Origin of the sequence: Poseidonocella sp. HB161398 (genome assembly GCF_005870025.1) — a bacterium.
GTDB lineage: Bacteria > Pseudomonadota > Alphaproteobacteria > Rhodobacterales > Rhodobacteraceae > Mangrovicoccus.
Genome location: NZ_VATA01000002.1, coordinates 230,197 through 249,511 on the forward strand (window position 1 = coordinate 230,197; position 19,315 = coordinate 249,511).

General features: G+C 68.6%; 22 protein-coding genes. 18 read left to right on the top strand and 4 right to left on the bottom strand.

What is annotated here, in order from left to right; genetic code table 11:
- The first annotated feature begins 84 nt into the window (after window positions 1–84).
- From guaA to FGX59_RS02595, 7 genes are all read left to right on the top strand, one after another.
- Complete coding sequence (gene guaA / locus FGX59_RS02565) at window positions 85–1,665, top strand: glutamine-hydrolyzing GMP synthase (protein ID WP_138464942.1); 1,581 nt, start codon at window positions 85–87, stop codon at window positions 1,663–1,665.
- A gap of 150 nt (window positions 1,666–1,815) precedes the next feature.
- A complete protein-coding gene (locus tag FGX59_RS02570) occupies window positions 1,816–2,961 on the top strand; it encodes an OmpP1/FadL family transporter (RefSeq protein ID WP_138464943.1) in 1,146 nt (381 codons plus the stop codon).
- A gap of 110 nt (window positions 2,962–3,071) precedes the next feature.
- Window positions 3,072–3,935 carry an ATPase gene (locus FGX59_RS02575; protein WP_138464944.1) on the top strand — a complete coding sequence of 288 codons (864 nt, stop codon included), beginning with the start codon at window positions 3,072–3,074 and terminating at the stop codon, window positions 3,933–3,935.
- Between the two features lie 42 nt (window positions 3,936–3,977).
- Window positions 3,978–4,895, top strand: coding sequence for a homoserine O-succinyltransferase (metA, locus tag FGX59_RS02580; RefSeq protein WP_138464945.1), 918 nt, complete (start codon window positions 3,978–3,980; stop codon window positions 4,893–4,895).
- Window positions 4,885–5,889 carry an alpha/beta fold hydrolase gene (locus FGX59_RS02585; RefSeq protein WP_240722212.1) on the top strand — a complete coding sequence of 335 codons (1,005 nt, stop codon included), beginning with the start codon at window positions 4,885–4,887 and terminating at the stop codon, window positions 5,887–5,889. The genes metA and FGX59_RS02585 overlap by 11 nt, the downstream gene beginning before the upstream one ends.
- Window positions 5,886–6,764, top strand: coding sequence for a polyphosphate kinase 2 (gene ppk2, locus FGX59_RS02590; RefSeq protein WP_138464946.1), 879 nt, complete (start codon window positions 5,886–5,888; stop codon window positions 6,762–6,764). Before FGX59_RS02585 ends, ppk2 begins: the two co-directional genes overlap by 4 nt.
- A gap of 5 nt (window positions 6,765–6,769) precedes the next feature.
- Entirely contained in the window at window positions 6,770–7,384 is a 615-nt protein-coding gene (locus FGX59_RS02595; RefSeq protein WP_138464947.1) for a TetR/AcrR family transcriptional regulator, read from the top strand.
- Window positions 7,385–7,518: 134 nt separating this feature from the next.
- Here the strand turns inward: FGX59_RS02595 and FGX59_RS02600 are convergent, their stop codons facing one another.
- The 3 genes from FGX59_RS02600 to FGX59_RS02610 form a co-directional block, all read right to left on the bottom strand.
- Window positions 7,519–7,791 carry a hypothetical protein gene (locus FGX59_RS02600; RefSeq protein ID WP_138464948.1) on the bottom strand — a complete coding sequence of 91 codons (273 nt, stop codon included), beginning with the start codon at window positions 7,789–7,791 and terminating at the stop codon, window positions 7,519–7,521.
- Between the two features lie 220 nt (window positions 7,792–8,011).
- Window positions 8,012–9,853 (bottom strand): ABC-F family ATP-binding cassette domain-containing protein, encoded by a 1,842-nt coding sequence (locus FGX59_RS02605; RefSeq protein ID WP_138464949.1) that lies wholly within the window; start codon window positions 9,851–9,853, stop codon window positions 8,012–8,014.
- Between the two features lie 31 nt (window positions 9,854–9,884).
- On the bottom strand, window positions 9,885–10,802 hold the full coding sequence (locus tag FGX59_RS02610) for a LysR family transcriptional regulator (protein ID WP_138464950.1): 918 nt from the start codon (window positions 10,800–10,802) through the stop codon (window positions 9,885–9,887).
- A 100-nt stretch (window positions 10,803–10,902) separates the two neighbouring features.
- Here FGX59_RS02610 and FGX59_RS02615 point away from each other — a divergent pair, with 100 nt between their 5' ends.
- The 9 genes from FGX59_RS02615 to FGX59_RS38100 all read left to right on the top strand — a co-directional run bounded on the left by FGX59_RS02615 (window position 10,903) and on the right by FGX59_RS38100 (window position 16,276).
- Window positions 10,903–11,217 carry a putative quinol monooxygenase gene (locus FGX59_RS02615; protein WP_240722213.1) on the top strand — a complete coding sequence of 105 codons (315 nt, stop codon included), beginning with the start codon at window positions 10,903–10,905 and terminating at the stop codon, window positions 11,215–11,217.
- 2 nt (window positions 11,218–11,219) lie between these two features.
- Entirely contained in the window at window positions 11,220–11,459 is a 240-nt protein-coding gene (locus FGX59_RS02620; protein WP_138464952.1) for a DUF2798 domain-containing protein, read from the top strand.
- A 77-nt stretch (window positions 11,460–11,536) separates the two neighbouring features.
- Window positions 11,537–12,478 carry a nucleoside hydrolase gene (locus tag FGX59_RS02625; protein WP_138464953.1) on the top strand — a complete coding sequence of 314 codons (942 nt, stop codon included), beginning with the start codon at window positions 11,537–11,539 and terminating at the stop codon, window positions 12,476–12,478.
- Entirely contained in the window at window positions 12,475–12,966 is a 492-nt protein-coding gene (locus tag FGX59_RS02630) for an asparaginase domain-containing protein (RefSeq protein WP_138464954.1), read from the top strand. The genes FGX59_RS02625 and FGX59_RS02630 overlap by 4 nt, the downstream gene beginning before the upstream one ends.
- A 408-nt stretch (window positions 12,967–13,374) precedes the next feature.
- On the top strand, window positions 13,375–14,358 hold the full coding sequence (locus FGX59_RS02635; RefSeq protein WP_138464955.1) for an isopenicillin N synthase family oxygenase: 984 nt from the start codon (window positions 13,375–13,377) through the stop codon (window positions 14,356–14,358).
- 380 nt (window positions 14,359–14,738) lie between these two features.
- Window positions 14,739–14,927 carry a hypothetical protein gene (locus tag FGX59_RS02640; protein ID WP_138464956.1) on the top strand — a complete coding sequence of 63 codons (189 nt, stop codon included), beginning with the start codon at window positions 14,739–14,741 and terminating at the stop codon, window positions 14,925–14,927.
- Window positions 14,928–15,011: 84 nt separating this feature from the next.
- Window positions 15,012–15,353 carry a TfoX/Sxy family DNA transformation protein gene (locus FGX59_RS02645; protein WP_138464957.1) on the top strand — a complete coding sequence of 114 codons (342 nt, stop codon included), beginning with the start codon at window positions 15,012–15,014 and terminating at the stop codon, window positions 15,351–15,353.
- A gap of 169 nt (window positions 15,354–15,522) precedes the next feature.
- On the top strand, window positions 15,523–15,858 hold the full coding sequence (locus FGX59_RS38095) for a helix-turn-helix domain-containing protein (RefSeq protein ID WP_255471531.1): 336 nt from the start codon (window positions 15,523–15,525) through the stop codon (window positions 15,856–15,858).
- Between the two features lie 202 nt (window positions 15,859–16,060).
- Complete coding sequence (locus tag FGX59_RS38100) at window positions 16,061–16,276, top strand: hypothetical protein (protein ID WP_206078276.1); 216 nt, start codon at window positions 16,061–16,063, stop codon at window positions 16,274–16,276.
- Window positions 16,277–16,349: 73 nt separating this feature from the next.
- On the opposite strand, the gene ndk is transcribed toward FGX59_RS38100, so the two are convergent.
- Complete coding sequence (gene ndk / locus FGX59_RS02655) at window positions 16,350–16,772, bottom strand: nucleoside-diphosphate kinase (protein ID WP_138464958.1); 423 nt, start codon at window positions 16,770–16,772, stop codon at window positions 16,350–16,352.
- Window positions 16,773–16,936: 164 nt separating this feature from the next.
- Between ndk and FGX59_RS02660 the strand changes: the two genes are divergently transcribed.
- Entirely contained in the window at window positions 16,937–18,790 is a 1,854-nt protein-coding gene (locus FGX59_RS02660; protein ID WP_138464959.1) for an ABC-F family ATP-binding cassette domain-containing protein, read from the top strand.
- Between the two features lie 150 nt (window positions 18,791–18,940).
- Window positions 18,941–19,285, top strand: coding sequence for a hypothetical protein (locus FGX59_RS02665; protein ID WP_171060490.1), 345 nt, complete (start codon window positions 18,941–18,943; stop codon window positions 19,283–19,285).
- The last annotated feature ends 30 nt before the right edge of the window (window positions 19,286–19,315 follow it).

A 19,315-nucleotide genomic window follows, 5' to 3' on the forward strand; every position in this document is an offset into this window, starting at 1 on the left:
GCCCCCGGCCCCGGTCGCGAAAAACCGCCGACCGGGCCTTTCGCGGGCTCTTGAACTCGGACCGGCCCCTGCCTATCAGGCGTCATGACAGCCATTGCCCATGATCGCCTCCTCATCATCGACTTCGGCAGCCAGGTAACGCAGCTGATTGCGCGCCGCCTGCGGGAGCTGAATGTCTATTGCGAGATCCACCCCTATCAGAACGTCACCGACGATTTCCTGAAGGAGTTCTCGCCGAAAGCCGTCGTCTTCTCCGGCGGCCCCGACAGCGTGACCCGCGAAGGGTCGCCGCGCCCGCCCGCCACCGTCTTCGATCTGGGCGTGCCGATCCTCGGGATCTGCTACGGCCAGCAGGTGATGATGGAAATGCTCGGCGGCAAGGTCGAGTCGGGCCACGGCACCGCCGAATTCGGCCGCGCCTACATCACGCCCACCGACAAGAAGCACGACATCTTCAACGGGCTCTTCCTGGAATCCGGCCCCGAGGGCACCCCGCGCGAGCAGGTCTGGATGAGCCATGGCGACCATGTCGCCCGCATCGCGCCGGGCTTCGAGGTCTATGCCACCTCGCCGGGCGCGCCCTTCGCCATCACCGCCGACGAGAGCCGCCATTTCTACGCGGTGCAATTCCACCCCGAAGTGCACCACACCCCGAACGGCAAGACGCTCTACGAGAACTTCGTCAAGATCGCGGGCTTCTCCGGCGACTGGACGATGGCGGCCTATCGCGACGAAGCGGTCCGCAAGATCCGCGAACAGGTCGGCGACAAGAAAGTCATCTGCGGCCTCTCGGGCGGCGTCGACAGCTCGGTCGCGGCCGTGCTGATCCACGAGGCGATCGGCGACCAGCTGACCTGCGTCTTCGTCGATCACGGGCTGCTGCGGCTCAACGAGGCCGACGAAGTCGTCTCGATGTTCCGCGACCACTACAACATCCCGCTGATCCATGCCGACGAGACCGAGCTGTTCCTGGGCGAGCTCGACGGCCAGTCGGACCCCGAGACCAAGCGCAAGATCATCGGCAGGCTCTTCATCGACGTGTTCCAGAAGCATGCCGACACGATCGACGGCGCCGAGTTCCTGGCACAGGGCACGCTCTATCCGGACGTGATCGAGTCGGTCAGCTTCTCCGGCGGCCCCTCGGTGACGATCAAGAGCCACCACAATGTCGGCGGCCTGCCCGAGAAGATGGGCCTGAAGCTGGTGGAGCCGCTGCGCGAGCTCTTCAAGGACGAGGTCCGCGCGCTCGGGCGCGAGCTCGGCCTGCCCGACAGCTTCATCGGCCGCCATCCCTTCCCGGGACCGGGCCTGGCGATCCGCTGCCCCGGCGCGATCACCCGCGAGAAGCTGGAGATCCTGCGCAAGGCGGATGCGGTCTATATCGACCAGATCCGCAAGCACGGGCTCTATGACGAGATCTGGCAGGCCTTCGTCGCGATCCTTCCCGTCCGCACCGTGGGCGTGATGGGCGACGGGCGGACCTACGACTATGCCTGCGCGCTGCGCGCGGTGACCTCGGTCGACGGCATGACGGCAGACTACTATCCGTTCAGCCACGACTTCCTCGGCGAGACCGCGACGCGGATCATCAACGAGGTGAAGGGCATCAACCGGTGCACCTACGACATCACCTCGAAGCCTCCGGGCACCATCGAGTGGGAATAATGCGGCGGGCCCCGCAACGTTGCGTCACGGGAGCGCGGGACGGCACGTCACGCGCCTCCCGCGGAATTGACCGCAAGGTTAATTTCCCGCAGCCATGAAGGGGCCCGGTCGCAACAGACCAACAGCAAGCCGGCCGGGGGGAGGACTTAGATGAAGGCTTACACTACCGGCCTTGCAACGCTGGCCTGCCTGGGCCTGGCGGGGGGAGCGCAGGCAGGCGGCATCGACCGCTCCGGCCAGGACATCGCGCTGATCTTCGAGGAGGGCAACTATGCCGAGATCGGCTTTGCCCGGACCTGGACCGATGTCGGCGGCGACGACCTGCGCCAGGCGCCCGGCGCGCCCTTCTTCGGCTATGACAGCGGCCAGGGCTATGGCGATGTCGCGGGGGATTTCGACCTCCTGCGCTTCGGGCTGAAATACGACGTCAATGACAAGCTGTCGGTGATCTTCCTGGGAGGAGAGGATTACGGCGTCGATGTCAGCTATCCCGAGGCCGCGGGCTCGATGTTCGGCGGCACCTATGCCAAGGCCGACAGCTACACACTGTCGCTGGTCGGGCGCTACCATATCGACAGCAATTTCAGCCTGCATGGCGGGCTGCGCTACCAGCGGGCGGACGGCTCGATCGGGCTCTCGGGCCTCGCCTACGGCAAGGTCGCGGGCTACGAGGTCGATCTCGACAGCGACGAGGCCTGGGGCTACCTGATCGGCGGTGCCTACGAGCGCAAGGACATCGCGCTGCGCGTGGCGCTGACCTATTTCTCCGAGATCGCGCACGACTTCGCCACCACCGAGACGCTGAACGGCGCCAGCCTCGGCGCCTCGGAGAAGACCAGGGTGAAGACGCCGCGGGCGGTCAACCTGGACCTGCAGACGGGGGTGGCGCCCGACTGGCTGGTCTTCGGCCAGATCCGCTGGGTCGACCATTCGCAATTCACCGTCGAACCCGAGGTCTTCACGGCGCTGACCAATACCGGGCTCGTCAATCTCGATGACAGCGTCACCTACACGCTGGGCGTCGGCCACCGCTTCAGCGACAGCTTCAGCGGCTCGCTGGCCTATATCTACGACCAGGTCGACGGCGACAGCCTGGTCTCGCCGCTGGCCCCGACCCATGGCAGCCAGGCGCTGCGGGTCGGCGCCAAGTACACGATCGGCCAGGTCGATCTGTCGGCGGGGCTGCGCTATACGTGGCTCGGCGATGCCGAGGCGCAGACCGCCGAGATCGCGCGGGCGGATTTCTCGGGCAACGAGGCGGTTTCGGTGGGCGTGAAGGTCGGCTACCGGTTCTGATCGCGCAGCGGCGGCCGCCCAAGCGACGGCCGCCGGACGAAATGTCCATTGAAACCGTCCCCCCGGCGCTGCTAACGCGACACCGGACAACACAGGACGGATCCGCCCCAATGACGCTTCCCACTGCAAAGGACTGGCGTGCCGCCACCGAAAAGCGCGTGCTCCTCTTCGGCATGTCCGGCCTGGGCAAGACCCATGTCTCGAACATCCTGCGCGGCGCGGGGGACTGGTTCCACTACTCGATCGACTACCGCATCGGCACCCGCTACATGAACGAGGCGATCGTCGACAACTTCAAGCGCGAGGCGATGCGCAACCCGTTCCTCGCCAACCTGCTGAAGAGCGATTCGATCTACATCGCCTCGAACCTGACCTTCGACAACCTCTCGCCGCTCTCGACCTATCTGGGCAAGCCCGGCAATCCGGAGCTGGGCGGCCTGCCCTTCGCGGAATACCTGCGCCGCCAGGAACAGCACCGCGTCGCGGAGGTCTCCGCGCTGCTCGACACCGGGCATTTCATCCGCCGCGCCAAGGACATCTACCGCTACGACAATTTCATCTGCGATTCCGGCGGCTCGATCTGCGAGGTGGTCGATCCCTGGGACGAGGCTGATCCGGTGCTGGTGCCGCTGGCCGAAGAGACGCTGATGGTCTGGATCGAGGACACGGCCGAGCATCGCGACGCACTGATCGCCCGCTTCGACCGCGCGCCGAAGCCGATGTACTACCAGCCGGCCTTCCTGGCCGCGCAATGGGACGAGTATCTGGCGTCGAACGGGCTCTCCGAGGCCGAGGTCGATCCCGATGCATTCATCCGCTGGACCTATGCCCGCGCGCTGGCGCACCGACGTCCGCGCTACAAGGCGATGGCGGAGAACTGGGGCATCTCGGTCAAGGCCGGGGACGTCGCCCGGGTCCAGAGCCAGGAGGCTTTCGAGGATCTGATCGCGCGCGCCCTTGAGGAGCGCGGCTGACGGGTCTACATCCGACGCCTCAGACATACCGGAGAGCCGACCATGCCCATTACCCTGCCCGCCGAGCTGCCCGCATTTTCCGTGCTGGACCGCGAGGGCGTCATGGTCATGTCGGACACCCGCGCCGCGCGCCAGGACATCCGGCCGCTGCGGATCGGGCTCCTGAACCTGATGCCGAAGAAGATCCAGACCGAGATCCAGTTCGCCCGGCTGATCGGCGCCACGCCGCTGCAGATCGACTTCCAGCTGATCCGCATGAGCGAGCACCAGTCCAAGCACACCGCCGCCGAGCACATGGACGCCTTCTACCGGCCCTTCCAGGAAGTGAAGCACGAGAAGTTCGACGGGCTCGTCATCACCGGCGCCCCGATCGAGCATCTGCCCTTCGACGAGGTGACCTACTGGGACGAGCTGCGCGAGGTCTTCGCCTGGACCCAGACCAACGTGCATTCCACCTTCGGCGTCTGCTGGGGCGGGATGGCGATGATCTACGCGCTGCACGGGGTGCAGAAGCACATGCTGCCGCACAAGGCCTTCGGCTGCTTCCGCCAGCAGAACCTGGCCCCCGCCTCGCCCTATCTGCGCGGCTTCTCGGATGATTTCGTGATCCCGGTCAGCCGCTGGACCGAGATGCGCCGCGACGAGATCGAGGCGGTGCCGGGTCTGCGCATCCTGCTGGGCAGTCCCGACACCGGCCCCTGCCTGGTCGAGGATCCGGCGCATCGCGCGCTCTACATCTTCAACCATTTCGAATACGACTCGGACACGCTGAAGCAGGAATACGACCGCGACGTCGCCTCTGGCACGCCGATCAACGTGCCGGGGAACTACTATCCCGACGACGATCCTTCCAAGACCCCGCTGAACCGCTGGCGCAGCCAGGCGCATCTGCTCTACGGCAACTGGATCAACGAGATCTACCAGACCACCCATTTCGAGCTCGACCTCATTGGCAGCTAGTGCGGTCATCGCGATGGCCTCGGCCAAGATCGCGGCCTATTTCGGCATCCATCTGCGCGCCGAGCGCCGCGAGACCCGCGCCGAGGCCGAGCATCCGCCCGAAGGCGAGATGATCGAGGCCGACGGCGTGCGGCTCCACATGAAGGTCGAGGGCAGCGGCCCGCCGCTGGTGCTGCTGCATGGCGCGGGCGGCAACATGCGGGATTTCGAGCCGCTGCTGCCGCAGCTCGCGGCGCAGTACACCGTGATCCGCTTCGACCGGCCCGGGCTAGGCCATTCCGCCCTGCCCGCGCGCTACCGCTCGCCCTGGCGCAATGCCGCGCCGACGCCCGCCGAGCAGGCGCGGCTCATGGCCGGGGCGGCCGGGCGTCTCGGGCTCGGCCCGGCGCTGGTGCTCGGCCAGTCCTATGGCGGCGCGGTGGCGCTGGCCTGGGCGCTGGAGCATCCCGGCAAGACCGCGGGGCTGGTCCTTGTCTCCGCCGCCTCGCAGCCCTGGCCCGGCGGCCGTCTCGGCCCGCTCTATCCGATCGCCTCCCATCCGCTCGGGGCGGTGACGCTGGTGCCGCTGATTTCCGCCTTCACGCCGCGCAAGGTCGTCGACCGGGCGCTCGCCGCGATCTTCGCGCCGCAGGAGCCGCCCGCGGGCTATGCCGCGATGATCGGCGCCCGGCTGAGCCTGCGGCGCGGCGCCTTCCGCGCCAATGCCCGCCAGGTCAACGCGCTCTGGTCCGCGCTGGCGGCGATGGCGCCGTGCTACGGCTCGCTCGCCCTGCCGGTCGAGATGGTCCATGGCACTGCCGACCGGGTCGTGCCGCTCGACATCCATTCCGCCGCCACGGTCCGGGCCATTCCCGGCGCGGCGCTGGCGGAACTGCCCGGGATCGGCCACATGCCGCACCATGCCGCGCCGGACGCCGTGCTCGGCGCGGTCGAACGCGCCGCCGCACGGGCAGGCTGGCATCCGCGCCCCGGCTCGGGCAATGTAGCGCCATGACAAAAGACGACCTGCCCTTCGGCGGCCAGATCAGCCGCTATTACGAGAATGACGCTCCGGAGGAAATCCGCGCGGCCATCGCCGCCGCGGACAAGGACGACATGCTCGGCGACAGCTATCCCTATCCCAAGCGGATGGAGACGAAGGCCTACGAGAGCGAACTCTACAAGCTGCAGATCGAGCTGGCGAAATTCCAGACCCATGTGCGGCGCCAGGGGCTGCGGCTGGCGGTGCTCTTCGAGGGGCGCGACGCGGCCGGCAAGGGCGGCACGATCAAGCGCTTCCGCGAGAACATGAACCCGCGCGTCGCCAGGGTCGTCGCGCTTTCCGCGCCGAACGAGCGCGAGAAGACCCAGTTCTACCTGCAGCGCTACATCCCGCACCTTCCGGCAGCGGGCGAGATCGCGCTCTTCGACCGCTCCTGGTACAACCGCGGCGTCGTCGAGAAGGTCTTCGGCTTCTGCACGCCCGAAGAGCGGGCGCGGTTCTTCCGGCTCTGCCCGGGCTTCGAGACCGCGCTGATCGAGGACGGCATCGTGCTGGTGAAGCTCTGGCTGACGGTCAGCCGCGGCGAGCAGCTGCGCCGCTTCATCGCCCGCGAGCGCGACCCGCTGAAGCAGTGGAAGCTGAGCCAGATCGATGTCGAGGGGCTGCGCCACTGGGAGTCCTATACCGACGCGATCCGCGAGACCTTCGACGCCACCCATACCGTGGTCGCGCCCTGGACCGTGATCCGCTCGGACGACAAGCGGCGGGCGCGGATCGAGGCGATCCGGCACGTGCTGAACCTGATCCGCTACGAGGGTCGCGACGACAAGCTGGTCTGCGCGCCCGACCCCCAGATCTGCGGCGGCCCCGACCTCTTCAATGCCTGAGACCGATGTCTAAGCGCGGCTACCATCACGGCAATCTGCGCCAGGCGCTGGTCGAGGCCGCGCTGGTGCTGATCGCCGAGAAGGGCCCGACCGGCTTCACCCTGTCGGAAGCGGCCAAGACGGCCGGGGTCACCCCCGCCGCCGTCTACCGCCATTTCGAGGGGCGCGAGGACCTGATCGCCGAAGCCGCGCGGCAGGGCTACGAGATCTTCGCCGACCTGATGGACTACGCCTTCGACAACGGGCGGCCCACTGCCGTTTCGGCCTTCGAGGCGACCGGCCGCGCGTATCTGGCCTTTGCCGAGAAATATCCCGGCCATTACGTGGCGATGTTCGAAAGCGGCATTTCGGTGAATCGCAACGCGGCGCTGGCTGCGGCCTCGGCACGGGCGCGCGAGGTGATGGAACGCGCCGCCGAGCACCTGTCGCAGCATATCCCGCCGGAAAAGCGCCCGCCCGCGGCGATGTTCAGCGCCCATATCTGGGCGCTCAGCCACGGGGTGGTGGAGCTCTATGCCCGCGGCGCGCCGGGCCGCCGCGCGCCCTTCCCGCCCGAGGAGCTGCTCGAGGCGGGGATCGGCATCTACCTGCGCGGGCTGGGCCTGATCCCGCCGGACTGAGCGCCCTGCCGCGCCTGCGGCGGCGCCCATATCCGGGCCCTCGGTCACGGGGGGGTGGAGCTCCATGCCCGCGGCGCGCAGGGGCGCCGCGCGCCCTTCCCGCCCGAGGAGCTGCTCGATGCGGGGATCGGCATCTACCTGCGCGGGCTGGGCCTGATCCCGCCGGACTGAGCGCCCTGCCGCGCCTGCGGCGGCGTCCCGGTCCCGGCGCCGAGCTCGCTTCCCGCGCGGGAGATCAGGTCATCCGTCCTGGAAATCAGTCCGAGCACCGCATCGGTCATTGACACGCGGTCATGCGCCAGGACATTGCCCCCGGCCTGCGACAGCGCGAAGGCGAAATTGCGCAGTTCCAGCGTCATGTCGGCCAGATCCTCGCCCAGCGTCCGCTCCGGCCTGCAGCTTTTCATGCCCAGCTTCCCCATCCGGTCTCTCGCCCCCATGCGGCTCTCCGGCTTCGTTACTACTGCGCCAGAGTTGCCCAAGGGTAAAATCCGTCCCGCAAGCGGAGGTAAAAGCGGATCGGAATTAATGCCGCGGAGATCATGGTTTACCGGATCCTGCAGGGCCCCGCGGCGCCCGGGTCCGGGGCGTCACGCCCCGGCATGCGCCGCGAAGCAAAGGCCGGGGCTAGCCCTCGGCCTTCTCCGCCAGCTCCAGCCATTCCTCTTCGGCCTCCGCCAGCGCGTCCTGCCGCGCCACCAGCGCCTCGGTGGCCTTCTGGAACTTGACCGGCTCGCGGGTGAAAAGCTCCGGATCGGCCATCAGCTCCTCGAGCTTGGCGATCTCGGCCTCGAGCCGCGCGATCACATTGGGCAGCTCTTCCAGCCGGTGCTTCTCGGTGAAGCTCAGCCCGGCGGGCTTGCCGCCCTTCGCCGCCGGAGCGGCAGCGGAGGCCGGGGCCGGATCGGCGGGCTTCGCCGCCCTGGGCTTCTCGGCCGCAGCCGCGGCGGGCGCCTCGGTCAGCGCCTTCTGCGCCTGGTAGTCGCTCCAGCCGCCGGGATAAGCGGTGACGCGGGCATTGCCCTCCATCGCGATCGTCGTCGTGGCGACCCGGTCGAGGAAGTCGCGGTCGTGGCTGACCAGGATCACCGTGCCGTCATACTCGCCCAGCACGTCCTGCAAGAGGTCGAGCGTCTCGACATCGAGGTCGTTGGTCGGTTCGTCGAGCACCAGCAGGTTCGATTCCCGCGCCATGATCCGCGCCAGCAGCAGCCGCGCCTTCTCGCCGCCCGAGAGCGACTTGACCGGCGCGCGCGCCTGCGCCTCGTCGAAGAGGAAGTCCTTCAGATAGGCGACCACATGCTTGGCGACGCCGCGCACCATCACCTGGTCGGAGCGGCCCGAGACCGACATCTGCGGATCGTTGGTCAGGCTGTCCCAAAGCGTCGCCTCGGGGTCGAGCTGCGCGCGGTTCTGGTCGAAGACGGCCATTTCCAGATTGGTGCCCAGCTGCACCGTGCCCTCGTCGGGCGCGAGCTCGCCGGTCAGCAGCTTCAGCAGCGTGGTCTTGCCGACGCCGTTCGGGCCGACCATGGCGACGCGGTCGCCGCGCAGCACGCGCAGGTCGAAATTCTTCACGATCTGCTGGTCGCCGAAGGCCTTGGTCAGGCCCTTCGCCTCGATCACCCGCTTGCCGGATTGCGGTCCGTCGGCAAGGTTCAGCGCGGCCGTGCCCTGGCGGCGGATCTGGCTGGAGCGCTCCTCGCGCAGCGCCTGAAGCGCGCGGACCCGGCCCTGGTTGCGCTTCCTGCGCGCCGAGATGCCTTCCACGGCCCAGCGGGCCTCGGACTTGATCTTGCGGTCGAGCTTGTGGCGCGCCTCGTCCTCGTCCGCCCAGATCTTGTCGCGCCATTCCTCGAAGCGGGCGAAGCCCTGCTCCGAGCGGCGCACCTCGCCGCGGTCGATCCAGAGCGTCGCGCGGGTTAGGTTGTTCAGGAAGGCCCGGTCGTGGGAGATCAGCACAAAGCCCGCGCGGGTCTCGGAGAGCGTCCGTTCCAGCCAGGCGATCGCCTCGATGTCCAGATGGTTCGTGGGCTCGTCGATCAGCATCAGCTCGGGCGCCTCGGCCAGCAGCTTGGCCAGCGCCGCGCGCCGCTTCTGCCCGCCCGAGGCGGTCGCGGTCGGCATCTCCGGATCGAATTTCAGCCCTTCGGCCACCATCTCGACCTTGTAGCTCTCCGACGGATCGAGCGTGCTGCCGGCATAGTCGCCGAGCGTCTCGAAGCCAGAGAGGTCGGGGTCCTGCTCCATGTAGCCGACCGAGGTGCCAGGGCTGAGCACCCGCGCGCCGCGGTCCGGCTCGACGATGCCGGCCATGACTTTCAGGAGGGTCGACTTGCCCGAGCCGTTGCGGCCCACCAGGGCCACGCGGTCGCCGGTCTGCACGACCAGGTCGAGCCCGTCGAAGACCGGGTTGCCGCCGAAGGTGAGGGAAATGCCAGAGAGCTGGAGAAGGGGTGCGCGCGCCATGGCGGCGAGCTATGACGCGGCGCGCCCGCCGTCAAGGGGCGGCAGCACAGGGCACCTCTCCCTGCAGCGCGGGCTCGGCGGCGATGAAGCCCGCCATGTAGTCGCGCAGCACCCGCGCCCGCGCCGACAGCAGCCGCCCCGTCGGCCAGATGGCGTAGATGCCGCGCTCGGGGCCGCGCCAGCCGGGCAGCACCTGCTCCAGCCGCCCGGCGCGGATCTCTTCGGCGACTTCGGACACCGGCAGCAGCGCCAGCCCCTGCCCGTCCGCCGCCAGCATCGCCGCCAGGCCGATATCGTCGACCATGGTCGCGGCGCGCAGCGGCGGTTCGGCCCGGGCGGAACTGTCCGCCCCGGCAAGCTTCCAGAGCGGCATCAGGCTGGTGGCGATGATCCGGTGCGCGGCCAGATCCGCGGGCTGCGCCGGGCGCCCGCGGGCAGAGAGATAGCCCGGCGCGCCGACGATGACCGTCGCGGCATGGCCCAGCCGCTTCTGCGTCATCCGCGAATCCGGCTGCGGCCCGACGCGGATCGCCAGATCGGCGCCCATCTCCAGCAGATCCTCGCGGGCATTCGACAGCCGCAGGTCCAGCTCCACCTCGGGATGGCGCGCGACGAAGCCCGACCACATCGGCCGCAGGATGCGGATCGACAGGTTGGTCGGCGCCGCCACGGTCACCGGCCCGGCCAGCTCGGTGATATCGGCCGAGAGCCCGCGCAGGGCATGCTCGATCTGCGCCATCAGCGGACCCAGCTGCGCCAGGTAGGCCGCCCCCTCGCCGGTCAGCGAGAACCGCCGCGCCGAACGGTGGACCAGCTGGCAGCCCAGCCGCTCCTCCAGCTTCTGCAGCCGCCGCGTCACCGTCGCGGGCGGCACGCCCAGCCGCCGTGCCGCGCCCGAGAGGCCGCCCGCCTCGGCAATGGCGACGAACAGCGCGAGATCATCCAGCATGATTCCAATCCCGGAATTTATACCACCGGTCTTCGGCATATAATTCCCGATCCGGGAATTCTACCTTGGCCTCATCCCGACCTTCCCGAAAGGACTGCACATGACCGAATTCTGCATCAGCGCGGGCATCGAAGCCACCGGCGTGCTGCCGCTTGCCGAGACCGAGGCCCTGCTGGCCGGGCTCGTGCGCGCGACCGCCACCGAACCCGGATGCATCGCCTTCGAGATCCGCCAGAGCCTGGAGGACCCGCGCAAGTTCACCCTGTGGGAGCGCTGGACCTCCGAGGCCGCGCTCAAGGCGCATTACGACTATCCCCATACCCGCCACGTGCTGGAGACCGGTGCCACGCGGGTCGTCTATATCGAGAAACTCGGCGCGATCGGCCAGGCCGTGCCCGCCCCAGCCCAGGAATAGCCATGTCCCAGCGCATTCTCTTCGCCGCCATGATGTCGCTCGTTCTCAGCTTCCTCATGACCTTCTTCGTCACCTGGCTGAATCTGGGCTTCGGCCCGCATTTCGCCAGCAACTGGATGGCGGCCTTCCGCGTCGCCTGGCCGGCCGCGGGAACGATCTCCTTCCTCTTCGGCCCGGTCGTGCTGCGCGCCAGCCTGCGGCTCGACGCGCATCTGCAGCCGCGCCTGGCGCGCGGGCGCTGAGCCCCGGCGCCGCCCGGGTTGATTTTCCGGGCGGCCGCGGACAGGGTGCGCGCGAGACAACGCGTGACGAGGTGCCCATGTCCCCCCGCAAGATCATCATCGATACGGATCCCGGCCAGGACGATGCCGTGGCCATCCTTCTGGCGCTCGGCTCGCCGGCCGACCTGGAGGTTCTGGGCATCACCGCCGTGGCCGGGAACGTGCCGCTGGCGCGCACCCAGGAAAACGCCCGCAAGATCTGCGAGCTGGCCGGGCGCCGCGACATCCGGGTCTTTGCCGGGGCCGACCGGCCGCTGCTGATCCCGCCGCGCACCGCCGAGAACGTCCATGGCAAGACCGGGCTCGACGGCATCGAGCTGCCCGCGCCGACCATGCCGCTCGAAGAGCAGCACGCCGTCGATTTCATCATCGAGACGCTGCGCGCCGAGGCCCCGGGGACGGTGACGCTCTGCCCGCTGGGGCCGCTGACCAATATCGCCACCGCCTTCCGCCGCGCCCCCGACATCGTCGGCCGGGTGCAGGAGATCGTGCTGATGGGCGGCGCCTATTTCGAGGTCGGCAACACCAGCCCGACGGCCGAGTTCAACATCCTCGCCGATCCCCATGCCGCCCATGTCGTCTTCGGCGCGGGCGTGCCGCTGGTGGTGATGCCGCTCGACGTGACCCACAAGGTGCTGACCAGCCCGGCGCGCAACCAGGCCTTCCGCGATCTCGGCACGCCCGCGGGCGAGGCCGTCGCCGCCTGGACCGGCTTCTTCGAGCGCTGGGACATGGCGAAATACGGCTCCGAGGGCGCGCCCTTGCACGACCCCTGCGTGATCGCGTATCTAATCCGTCCCGAGCTGTTCTCGGGCCGTCACATCAATGTGGAAATCGAGATCGCCTCGCCGCTGACCATGGGCATGACCGTGGCCGACTGGTGGGGGATCACCGGCCGCACGCCCAATGCCACCTTCATGGGCGACGCCGATGCCGACGGCTATTACGCGCTTCTGACCGAAAGGATCGGCACCCTATGACCCCCGTTCGCCTCATTCTCACGGGCGGGACCTTCGACAAGGTCCATGACACCCGCAGCGAGGGCCTCGGCTTTCCCGATGACGGCCATTCGCAGGTGCCGGGCCTCCTGCAGAATGCCCGCTGCCACCATCCGGCGGTGACCGAACTCTTGCAGATGGACAGCCTGCATTTCACCGATTTCGAGCGCGACCTGATCCTCAAGGCCTGCCTCGAGGCGGAGGAGACCGCGCTGGTCGTCACCCATGGCACCGGCACGATGGGCCACACCGCGCGCGTCCTCGAGGGGAAGATCCCCGGAAAGACGGTGGTGCTGACCGGGGCGATGCGGCCCTATTCGCTCGGCCGCTCTGACGCGGCCTTCAATCTCGGCGGCGCGATCATTGCCGCGCAGGCCCTGCCCGAGGGCGTCTGGGGGGTGATGAACGGCCGGATCTTCCCGGCCGTCAAGCTGGAGAAGAACGTCGAGACCGGCCGGTTCGACGCTTGACGGACAGAGCGGCTGCGGCGCAACGGCCCGCAGCCGCTTTTTCGGAAAAATTTCCTTGTTTACGGTATGTTAACGATTTATTCAGTCCGGAAAACCCTCCCTGCACGGACGGTTTTCCTGCGTTAACGGGCGTTAACCGCCGCTTTTGCGGTCAAAATGAGAATTTTTCGCAAAATTTGCGGGCCGCGGAGAAATCCCGTCATGCTGCAGTGCAGGCCGTCTGGCGCCGCAGTGCGGAACCGGGGCATATTGAATATGTCGGCTGAGCGGCGGCCTCCGGACACCTCCTCCCTTCCCGGATGCCGCCGCTTGACCGGCACGACAGGCAGATGCCGGAGTAGAAGCAGTCAGGCGCCCGCAGGGGCCGGGTCATTGCTCCGTAGAGACCACGGATGCGGGATGACGGACATGCAGGAACTTCACCGCGAAGCGCGCATTGGCGGGACGGGCTCGGAAAAGGCCCGCGACGTGGCGCTGATCGACCTTTCCGATTTCGAGGCGCGCAAGCCGGAGATTGCCGCGGCGCTCTGGCAGGCGGCGACCGGGCTGGGGCTGTTCCAGCTCACCGGCCATGGCATCCCGCTGGCGCAGATCGAAGAGGCCTTCGCGCTGTCGGAGGCGTTCTTCGCCCTGCCCGAGGCCGAGAAGGCGGCGCTGCCGCTGCGCCCCGGCACCAATGCCGGCTGGGAGTTCAAGAGCCAGATCCGCCCCTCGACAGGCACGCCGGACCAGAAGGAAAGCTACCAGATCACCCGCCCGCGGATGGAGGGGCTCTGGCCCGCCGAAGAGGCGATCCCCGGCTTTCGCGCCAGGATGCTGGCCTTCGAACGGGCCAACTGGGAGGTGGCGATGAAGGTGCTCGATGCCTTCGCGCTGAAACTCGGCTTCGAGGCCGGCAGCTTCGCCCGCGCCCATGATCCCGAGAGCCCCGGCTACCAGTCGACGCTGCGGCTGATCCACTACCTGCCGATGACCGGTGCGCGGCCCGGGGATTACAGCGGCTGGCGCGCCGGGGCCCATACCGATTTCGACTGCCTGACGCTGCTTCACCAGAAGACCGGCCAGGGCGGGCTTCAGGTCGCGCCCGGCGCCGAGGCGGAGGCCGGGGAATGGACCAGCGTCGAGCCGGTCACCGGCGTCATCACCTGCAATATCGGCGACATGCTGATGCGCTGGTCGGACGACAAGCTGCTGTCGAATCCGCACCGGGTGCGGATGCCGCGGCCGGACGAGTATCTGGGTCCGCGCTACTCTATGCCGTTCTTCGCCCAGGCCAATCGCGACGTCCTGCTGCAGGGGCCGGAAAAGAAGTACCCGGCGATCACCGCGGGCGACTATATCGGCGAGCGGATCCGGGCGAACTATGACGCGCTGGCTGCCCGCAAGGGCTGAAACCGGCGGCATTTCCGGCAATGGTGTCAGGAGGGTAAAGATTGTTAGCGCAAATCTAACCTCCCGCCCCGGAACGGTCACATTGCTGACACGTTGCCTCCCCGAAGCGGCGTCATGATGGGGCTGCAAACAAGAGGAGACACCGCCATGACCACCACCGACCGCACCGCAAAGAAGACCGAGACCCGCAAGCAGGGCAAGTCGGACGCCGCGCTGCCGCGCAAGCAGATCTTCTTCGACTGGGCCGCCATCTGAGCCGCCCGGACGCCTGCCGATGCCCCAGGCCGCGCGCGACGCGGCCCGGGCCGGACGATCCCCCGCGGGGAACCTGGCGCCGCCCGTCCCGTTGACACAGCGGAGAACAGGGAAGGCCACGCATCATGAGCTCGTCACTCATCGCAGACCATGTCGACCAGAATACCAGCCTCGCCGAGATTTCCTCCTTCGAGGAGTTCAAGGCCTATGTCATCGCCAACCGCGCCGAGATCGAGCGCAAGCTGCTGCTGACGGTGATGTCGATCCTGATCAAGGAAGCCTGGTCGCTCTACAAGGACAAGCGCGGCCTCTGAAGCCGCTTGCCCCGCCCGCCCTTTCAAGGCAGGATGCGACCGGAACATTCCGCGAACAGCATCCTCCGAACAGGCCGGGCGACGATGAGCACTCCGATTTCCGCGCTGCGCAACATGGGCCCCGCCATGGAGGCCGCCTTCGCTGCCGTCGGCATCGGCTCGGCCGAGGCGCTGCGCGAGCTGGGCGTCGATGCCGCCTATGCCAGGCTGCTGGCAAATGGCGCGCGGCCGCATTTCATCGGCTACTACATCATCGAGATGTCGCTGCAGGGCCGTCCCTGGAACGACTGCAAGGGCGCCGAAAAAGACGCCCTGCGCAAGCGCTTCGACCGGATCAAGGCCGCCGCGGTGCCGACCGACCGCGGCGCGCTGCGGGCGCTCGACCGCATCCTCGACGAAATCGGCGTGATCCCGAAGCGCGGCTGAGCGCGGCAATCACGCAAGAACAGGCGGGCGCGACGCGGCAATTCCATGCAGGCTGTAGAGGCGGACCGATCCGGCCGCATCCGAGCGCGGGAGAGCCCCGGCCCCGAAGACCGCTATCACGACCGCATGGCCCGGGTGCCGGTCCAAATCGACCGCCATCCCGGGATGCCTGCCCGGGCTCGACGAGCTCAGAGCCGTCGCGGCGTTCTCCGAATTCCATTTCCACCGCCAGTTCGGCGCCTTCGCGGGCATGCCGCCTGGCCGCCATGTCCGGCGCCGACGGATCGACCGGGCCGCCGCGCAGCTGGGCCTGCCGCAGGGCGCGCCGGTGACGGAGATCGCGCTCGGGGCGGGCCATGACAGTTTCGACGCCTTCGCCCGCGCCTTCCGCAGCCAGGTCGGCCATAGCCCGGCGGGGGTCCGCGCCGCGCCCGGCTGGCAGCCCTGGCAGGCGGCCGCGGCCGCGCTTGCCGCCGCAAGGAGCCCCCTGATGCAGCATCGTTAGGCCAGGGACGATGTCGAGATCCGCGGCACGTCCCGCATCGCCGTCATGGCCCATTGCGGCGATCCCGCCGGGCTCGGGCGCAGGCTGCGCGCCTTCATCGCCTGGCGCAGGGCCGGCCGGACTGCCGCCCGCGCGGTCGCGGAGCTTCAGCATCTTCCGTTCCGCCCCCGGGGAAGACACGGCGTTCCGGCTCGCTCTCTGCTTGGCAACCGCCCGCCCTTCCGCGGTCCACGGGGCGGAGGTCGCTCCCGGCGGGCGCTGCGCCGTTCTGCGCGTCAACGGCGATCCGGACCCGGCGGCGCGCATCCTCTGCCGCGACTGGCTGCCCGCAAGCGGCGAAACGCTGCGGAACGTCCCGTGCTATTGCGACCGGCCCGCGCATGAGGCGGTGGCCGATCTCTTCCTGCCCCTCGCCTGAAGAGGAGCGGGCAAAGAAAAAGCCGCGCCCGGAGGGGCGCGGCCGTCATCTCGTTCCGGCGATCCGGGAAGGATCAGCCGACCAGCTCGAGGCCGGAGAAGAAGTAGGCGATCTCGACGGAAGCGGTTTCCGGAGCGTCGGAGCCGTGGACCGAGTTCTCGCCGATCGACAGGGCGAATTCGGCGCGGATCGTGCCGGCTTCGGCTTCGGACGGGTTGGTGGCGCCCATCACTTCGCGGTTCTTCGCGATGGCGCCTTCGCCTTCCAGAACCTGCACGACGACCGGCTCGGAGGCCATGAAGTCGCAGAGCTCGCCGTAGAACGGACGGTCCTTGTGGACTGCGTAGAACTCGCCGGCCTGCGCCTTGGACAGGTGGATGCGCTTCTGGGCGATGATGCGCAGGCCTGCTTCCTCGAACTTGGCGTTGATCTTGCCGGTCAGGTTGCGGCGGGTTGCGTCGGGCTTGATGATCGACAGGGTACGCTCAGTGGCCATTTCATAGTCCTCACAGGTTCGGAGCCGTCCGTCCGGGATCAGGGCCCGGCGCCACGGCGTCAGCCGGAGGGAGCCCCGGCCAATCTGGCGATGCCGCTACCATGCCGCTTGGCAGTTGAAAAGCTCAGATTGACGTTCTGCCGGCAATGAGTCACCAGAGCGCCATGCTGAAAATCGAGCACATCTCCTATTCCGTCGAAGGCCGTCCCCTGATCGAGGACGCCTCCGCCACCATCCCCACCGGCCACAAGGTGGGTCTCGTCGGCCGCAACGGCACCGGCAAGACCACGCTGTTCCGCCTGATCCGGGGCGAGCTGACGCTGGAAGGCGGCGCCATCACCCTGCCCTCCCGGGCCAAGATCGGCGGCGTGGCGCAGGAGGTTCCGGCCTCGGCGACCTCGCTTCTCGACACGGTTCTGGCCGCCGATACCGAGCGCGCCGCGCTGATGGCCGAGGCCGAGACCGCGACCGATCCGGGCCGCATCGCCGAGGTGCAGACCCGCCTGGCCGATATCGACGCCTGGTCGGCGGAGGGCCGCGCCAGCGCGATCCTCAAGGGCCTGGGCTTCGACGACGCGCAGCAGCGCATGCCCTGCTCGGACTTCTCCGGCGGCTGGCGGATGCGCGTGGCGCTCGCGGGCGTGCTCTTCGCCCAGCCCGACCTGCTGCTTCTCGACGAACCGACCAACTATCTCGACCTCGAGGGCGCGCTCTGGCTGGAAAGCTACCTGGCGAAGTACCCGCACACGGTCATCATCATCTCCCACGACCGCGGATTGCTGAACCGCGCGGTGGGCGGCATCCTGCATCTGGAGAACCGCCAGATGACCTACTGGCAGGGCAATTACGACAGTTTCGCCCGCCAGCGCGCCGCCGCCCGCGCGGTGCAGGCGGCCGAGGCCAAGAAGCAGGAGGCGCGGCGCGCCCATCTGCAGTCCTTCGTCGACCGCTTCAAGGCCAAGGCCTCCAAGGCCAAGCAGGCGCAGAGCCGGGTGAAGCTCCTCGAGAAGATGGAGACGATCTCCACCCCCGAGGAGGCCAAGTCGCGCGCCTTCTCCTTCCCGCAGCCCGACGAGCTGAGCCCGCCGATCATCAATATCGAGGGCGGCGCGGTCGGCTATGACGGGCGCGCGGTGCTCTCGAAGCTCGACCTCAGGATCGACCAGGACGACCGCATCGCGCTTCTGGGCAAGAACGGCCAGGGCAAGTCGACGCTCTCGAAGATGCTGGCCGGGCGGCTGGAGCCGATGGCGGGCAAGATGGCGAAATCCTCGAAGCTGAGGATCGGCTATTTCGCCCAGCACCAGCTCGACGAGCTGGTCCCCGAGGAAACCCCGCTCCAGCACCTGCAGCGCGAGCGTCCGGGCGAAATGCCGGGCAAGCTGCGCGCGCGGCTGGCGGGCTTCGGGCTGATGGCGGACCAGGCCGATACCGTGGTCGGCCGGCTCTCGGGCGGGCAGAAGGCGCGGCTCTCGCTGCTCCTGGCGACGCTCGACGCGCCGCATATGCTGATCCTCGACGAACCGACCAACCACCTCGACATGGAAAGCCGCGAGGCGCTGGTCGAGGCGCTGGCGGGCTATTCCGGCGCGGTGATCCTGGTCAGCCACGACATGCACCTGCTGTCGCTGGCCGCCGACCGGCTGTGGCTGGTCAAGGACGGCCGGGTCGCCCCCTACGAGGACGATCTGGATGCCTACCGCGCCTTCGTGCTGGCCTCCGACCCGCCCGCCGAGCGCAACCGGCCCGAGAAGCCCAAGGCGCCGAAGCGCGCCTCGCGCGACGAGATCCTGACGCTGCGCTCCGAGGTCCGCAAATGCGAATCCCGGCTCGAGAAGCTGACCGAGATGCAGGACAAGCTGGCCGCCAAGCTGGCCGATCCCGAGCTCTACGAGCCCGGCCGCACGGGCGACCGCGAGGTCTGGCAGAAGAAGTACGGCGAGGTGATGGACGCGATCGACCGCGCGGAAGCCCTTTGGATGCAGGCGCAGGAGCGCCTGGAGACCGCCCAGGGCTAGCCTCCGGCCCGCGCGCCCCCGCAGGAGCAGGCGGGCGGCGCCGGGCCGGGCGCGATGTCACCGCCTCGTGATCGGCAGGACGGCAACGCTCCGCCGATGATCGCGATGCGGGAACTGGCCCGGCGCGCCAAACGTAGTATATTGATGACCATGTCGATGCTCCGCACCGCGCTCATCCACCTGCTCCTTGTCGCGCTCCTTCCCTGGGGCGCCTGGGTGCATGCCGCCCGCGCCGCCGAGGCGGGGCCGCTCCGCGTCTATTACGCAGAGCGGGCGGAGACGCGCAGCCAGGCCGCGCAGAAGACCCTCTCGACCCTGACCCGCTGCCGCATCTCCGGGCTTCCCGGCACGTCCTGCGGCTTCGATCCGGGCCATCTGGCAGGGGCCGGGACCTCCGCCCTGCCACGGCCGCCGGTTCCGCGCCCGGCCGCTGATCTGAGACTGGGCGACATGCACGACCCGTCAGGACCGCTCGACCCGCCGCGGCGTGGCTGATCCGCCGCAAGACCCCTTCCAGATCAGTTC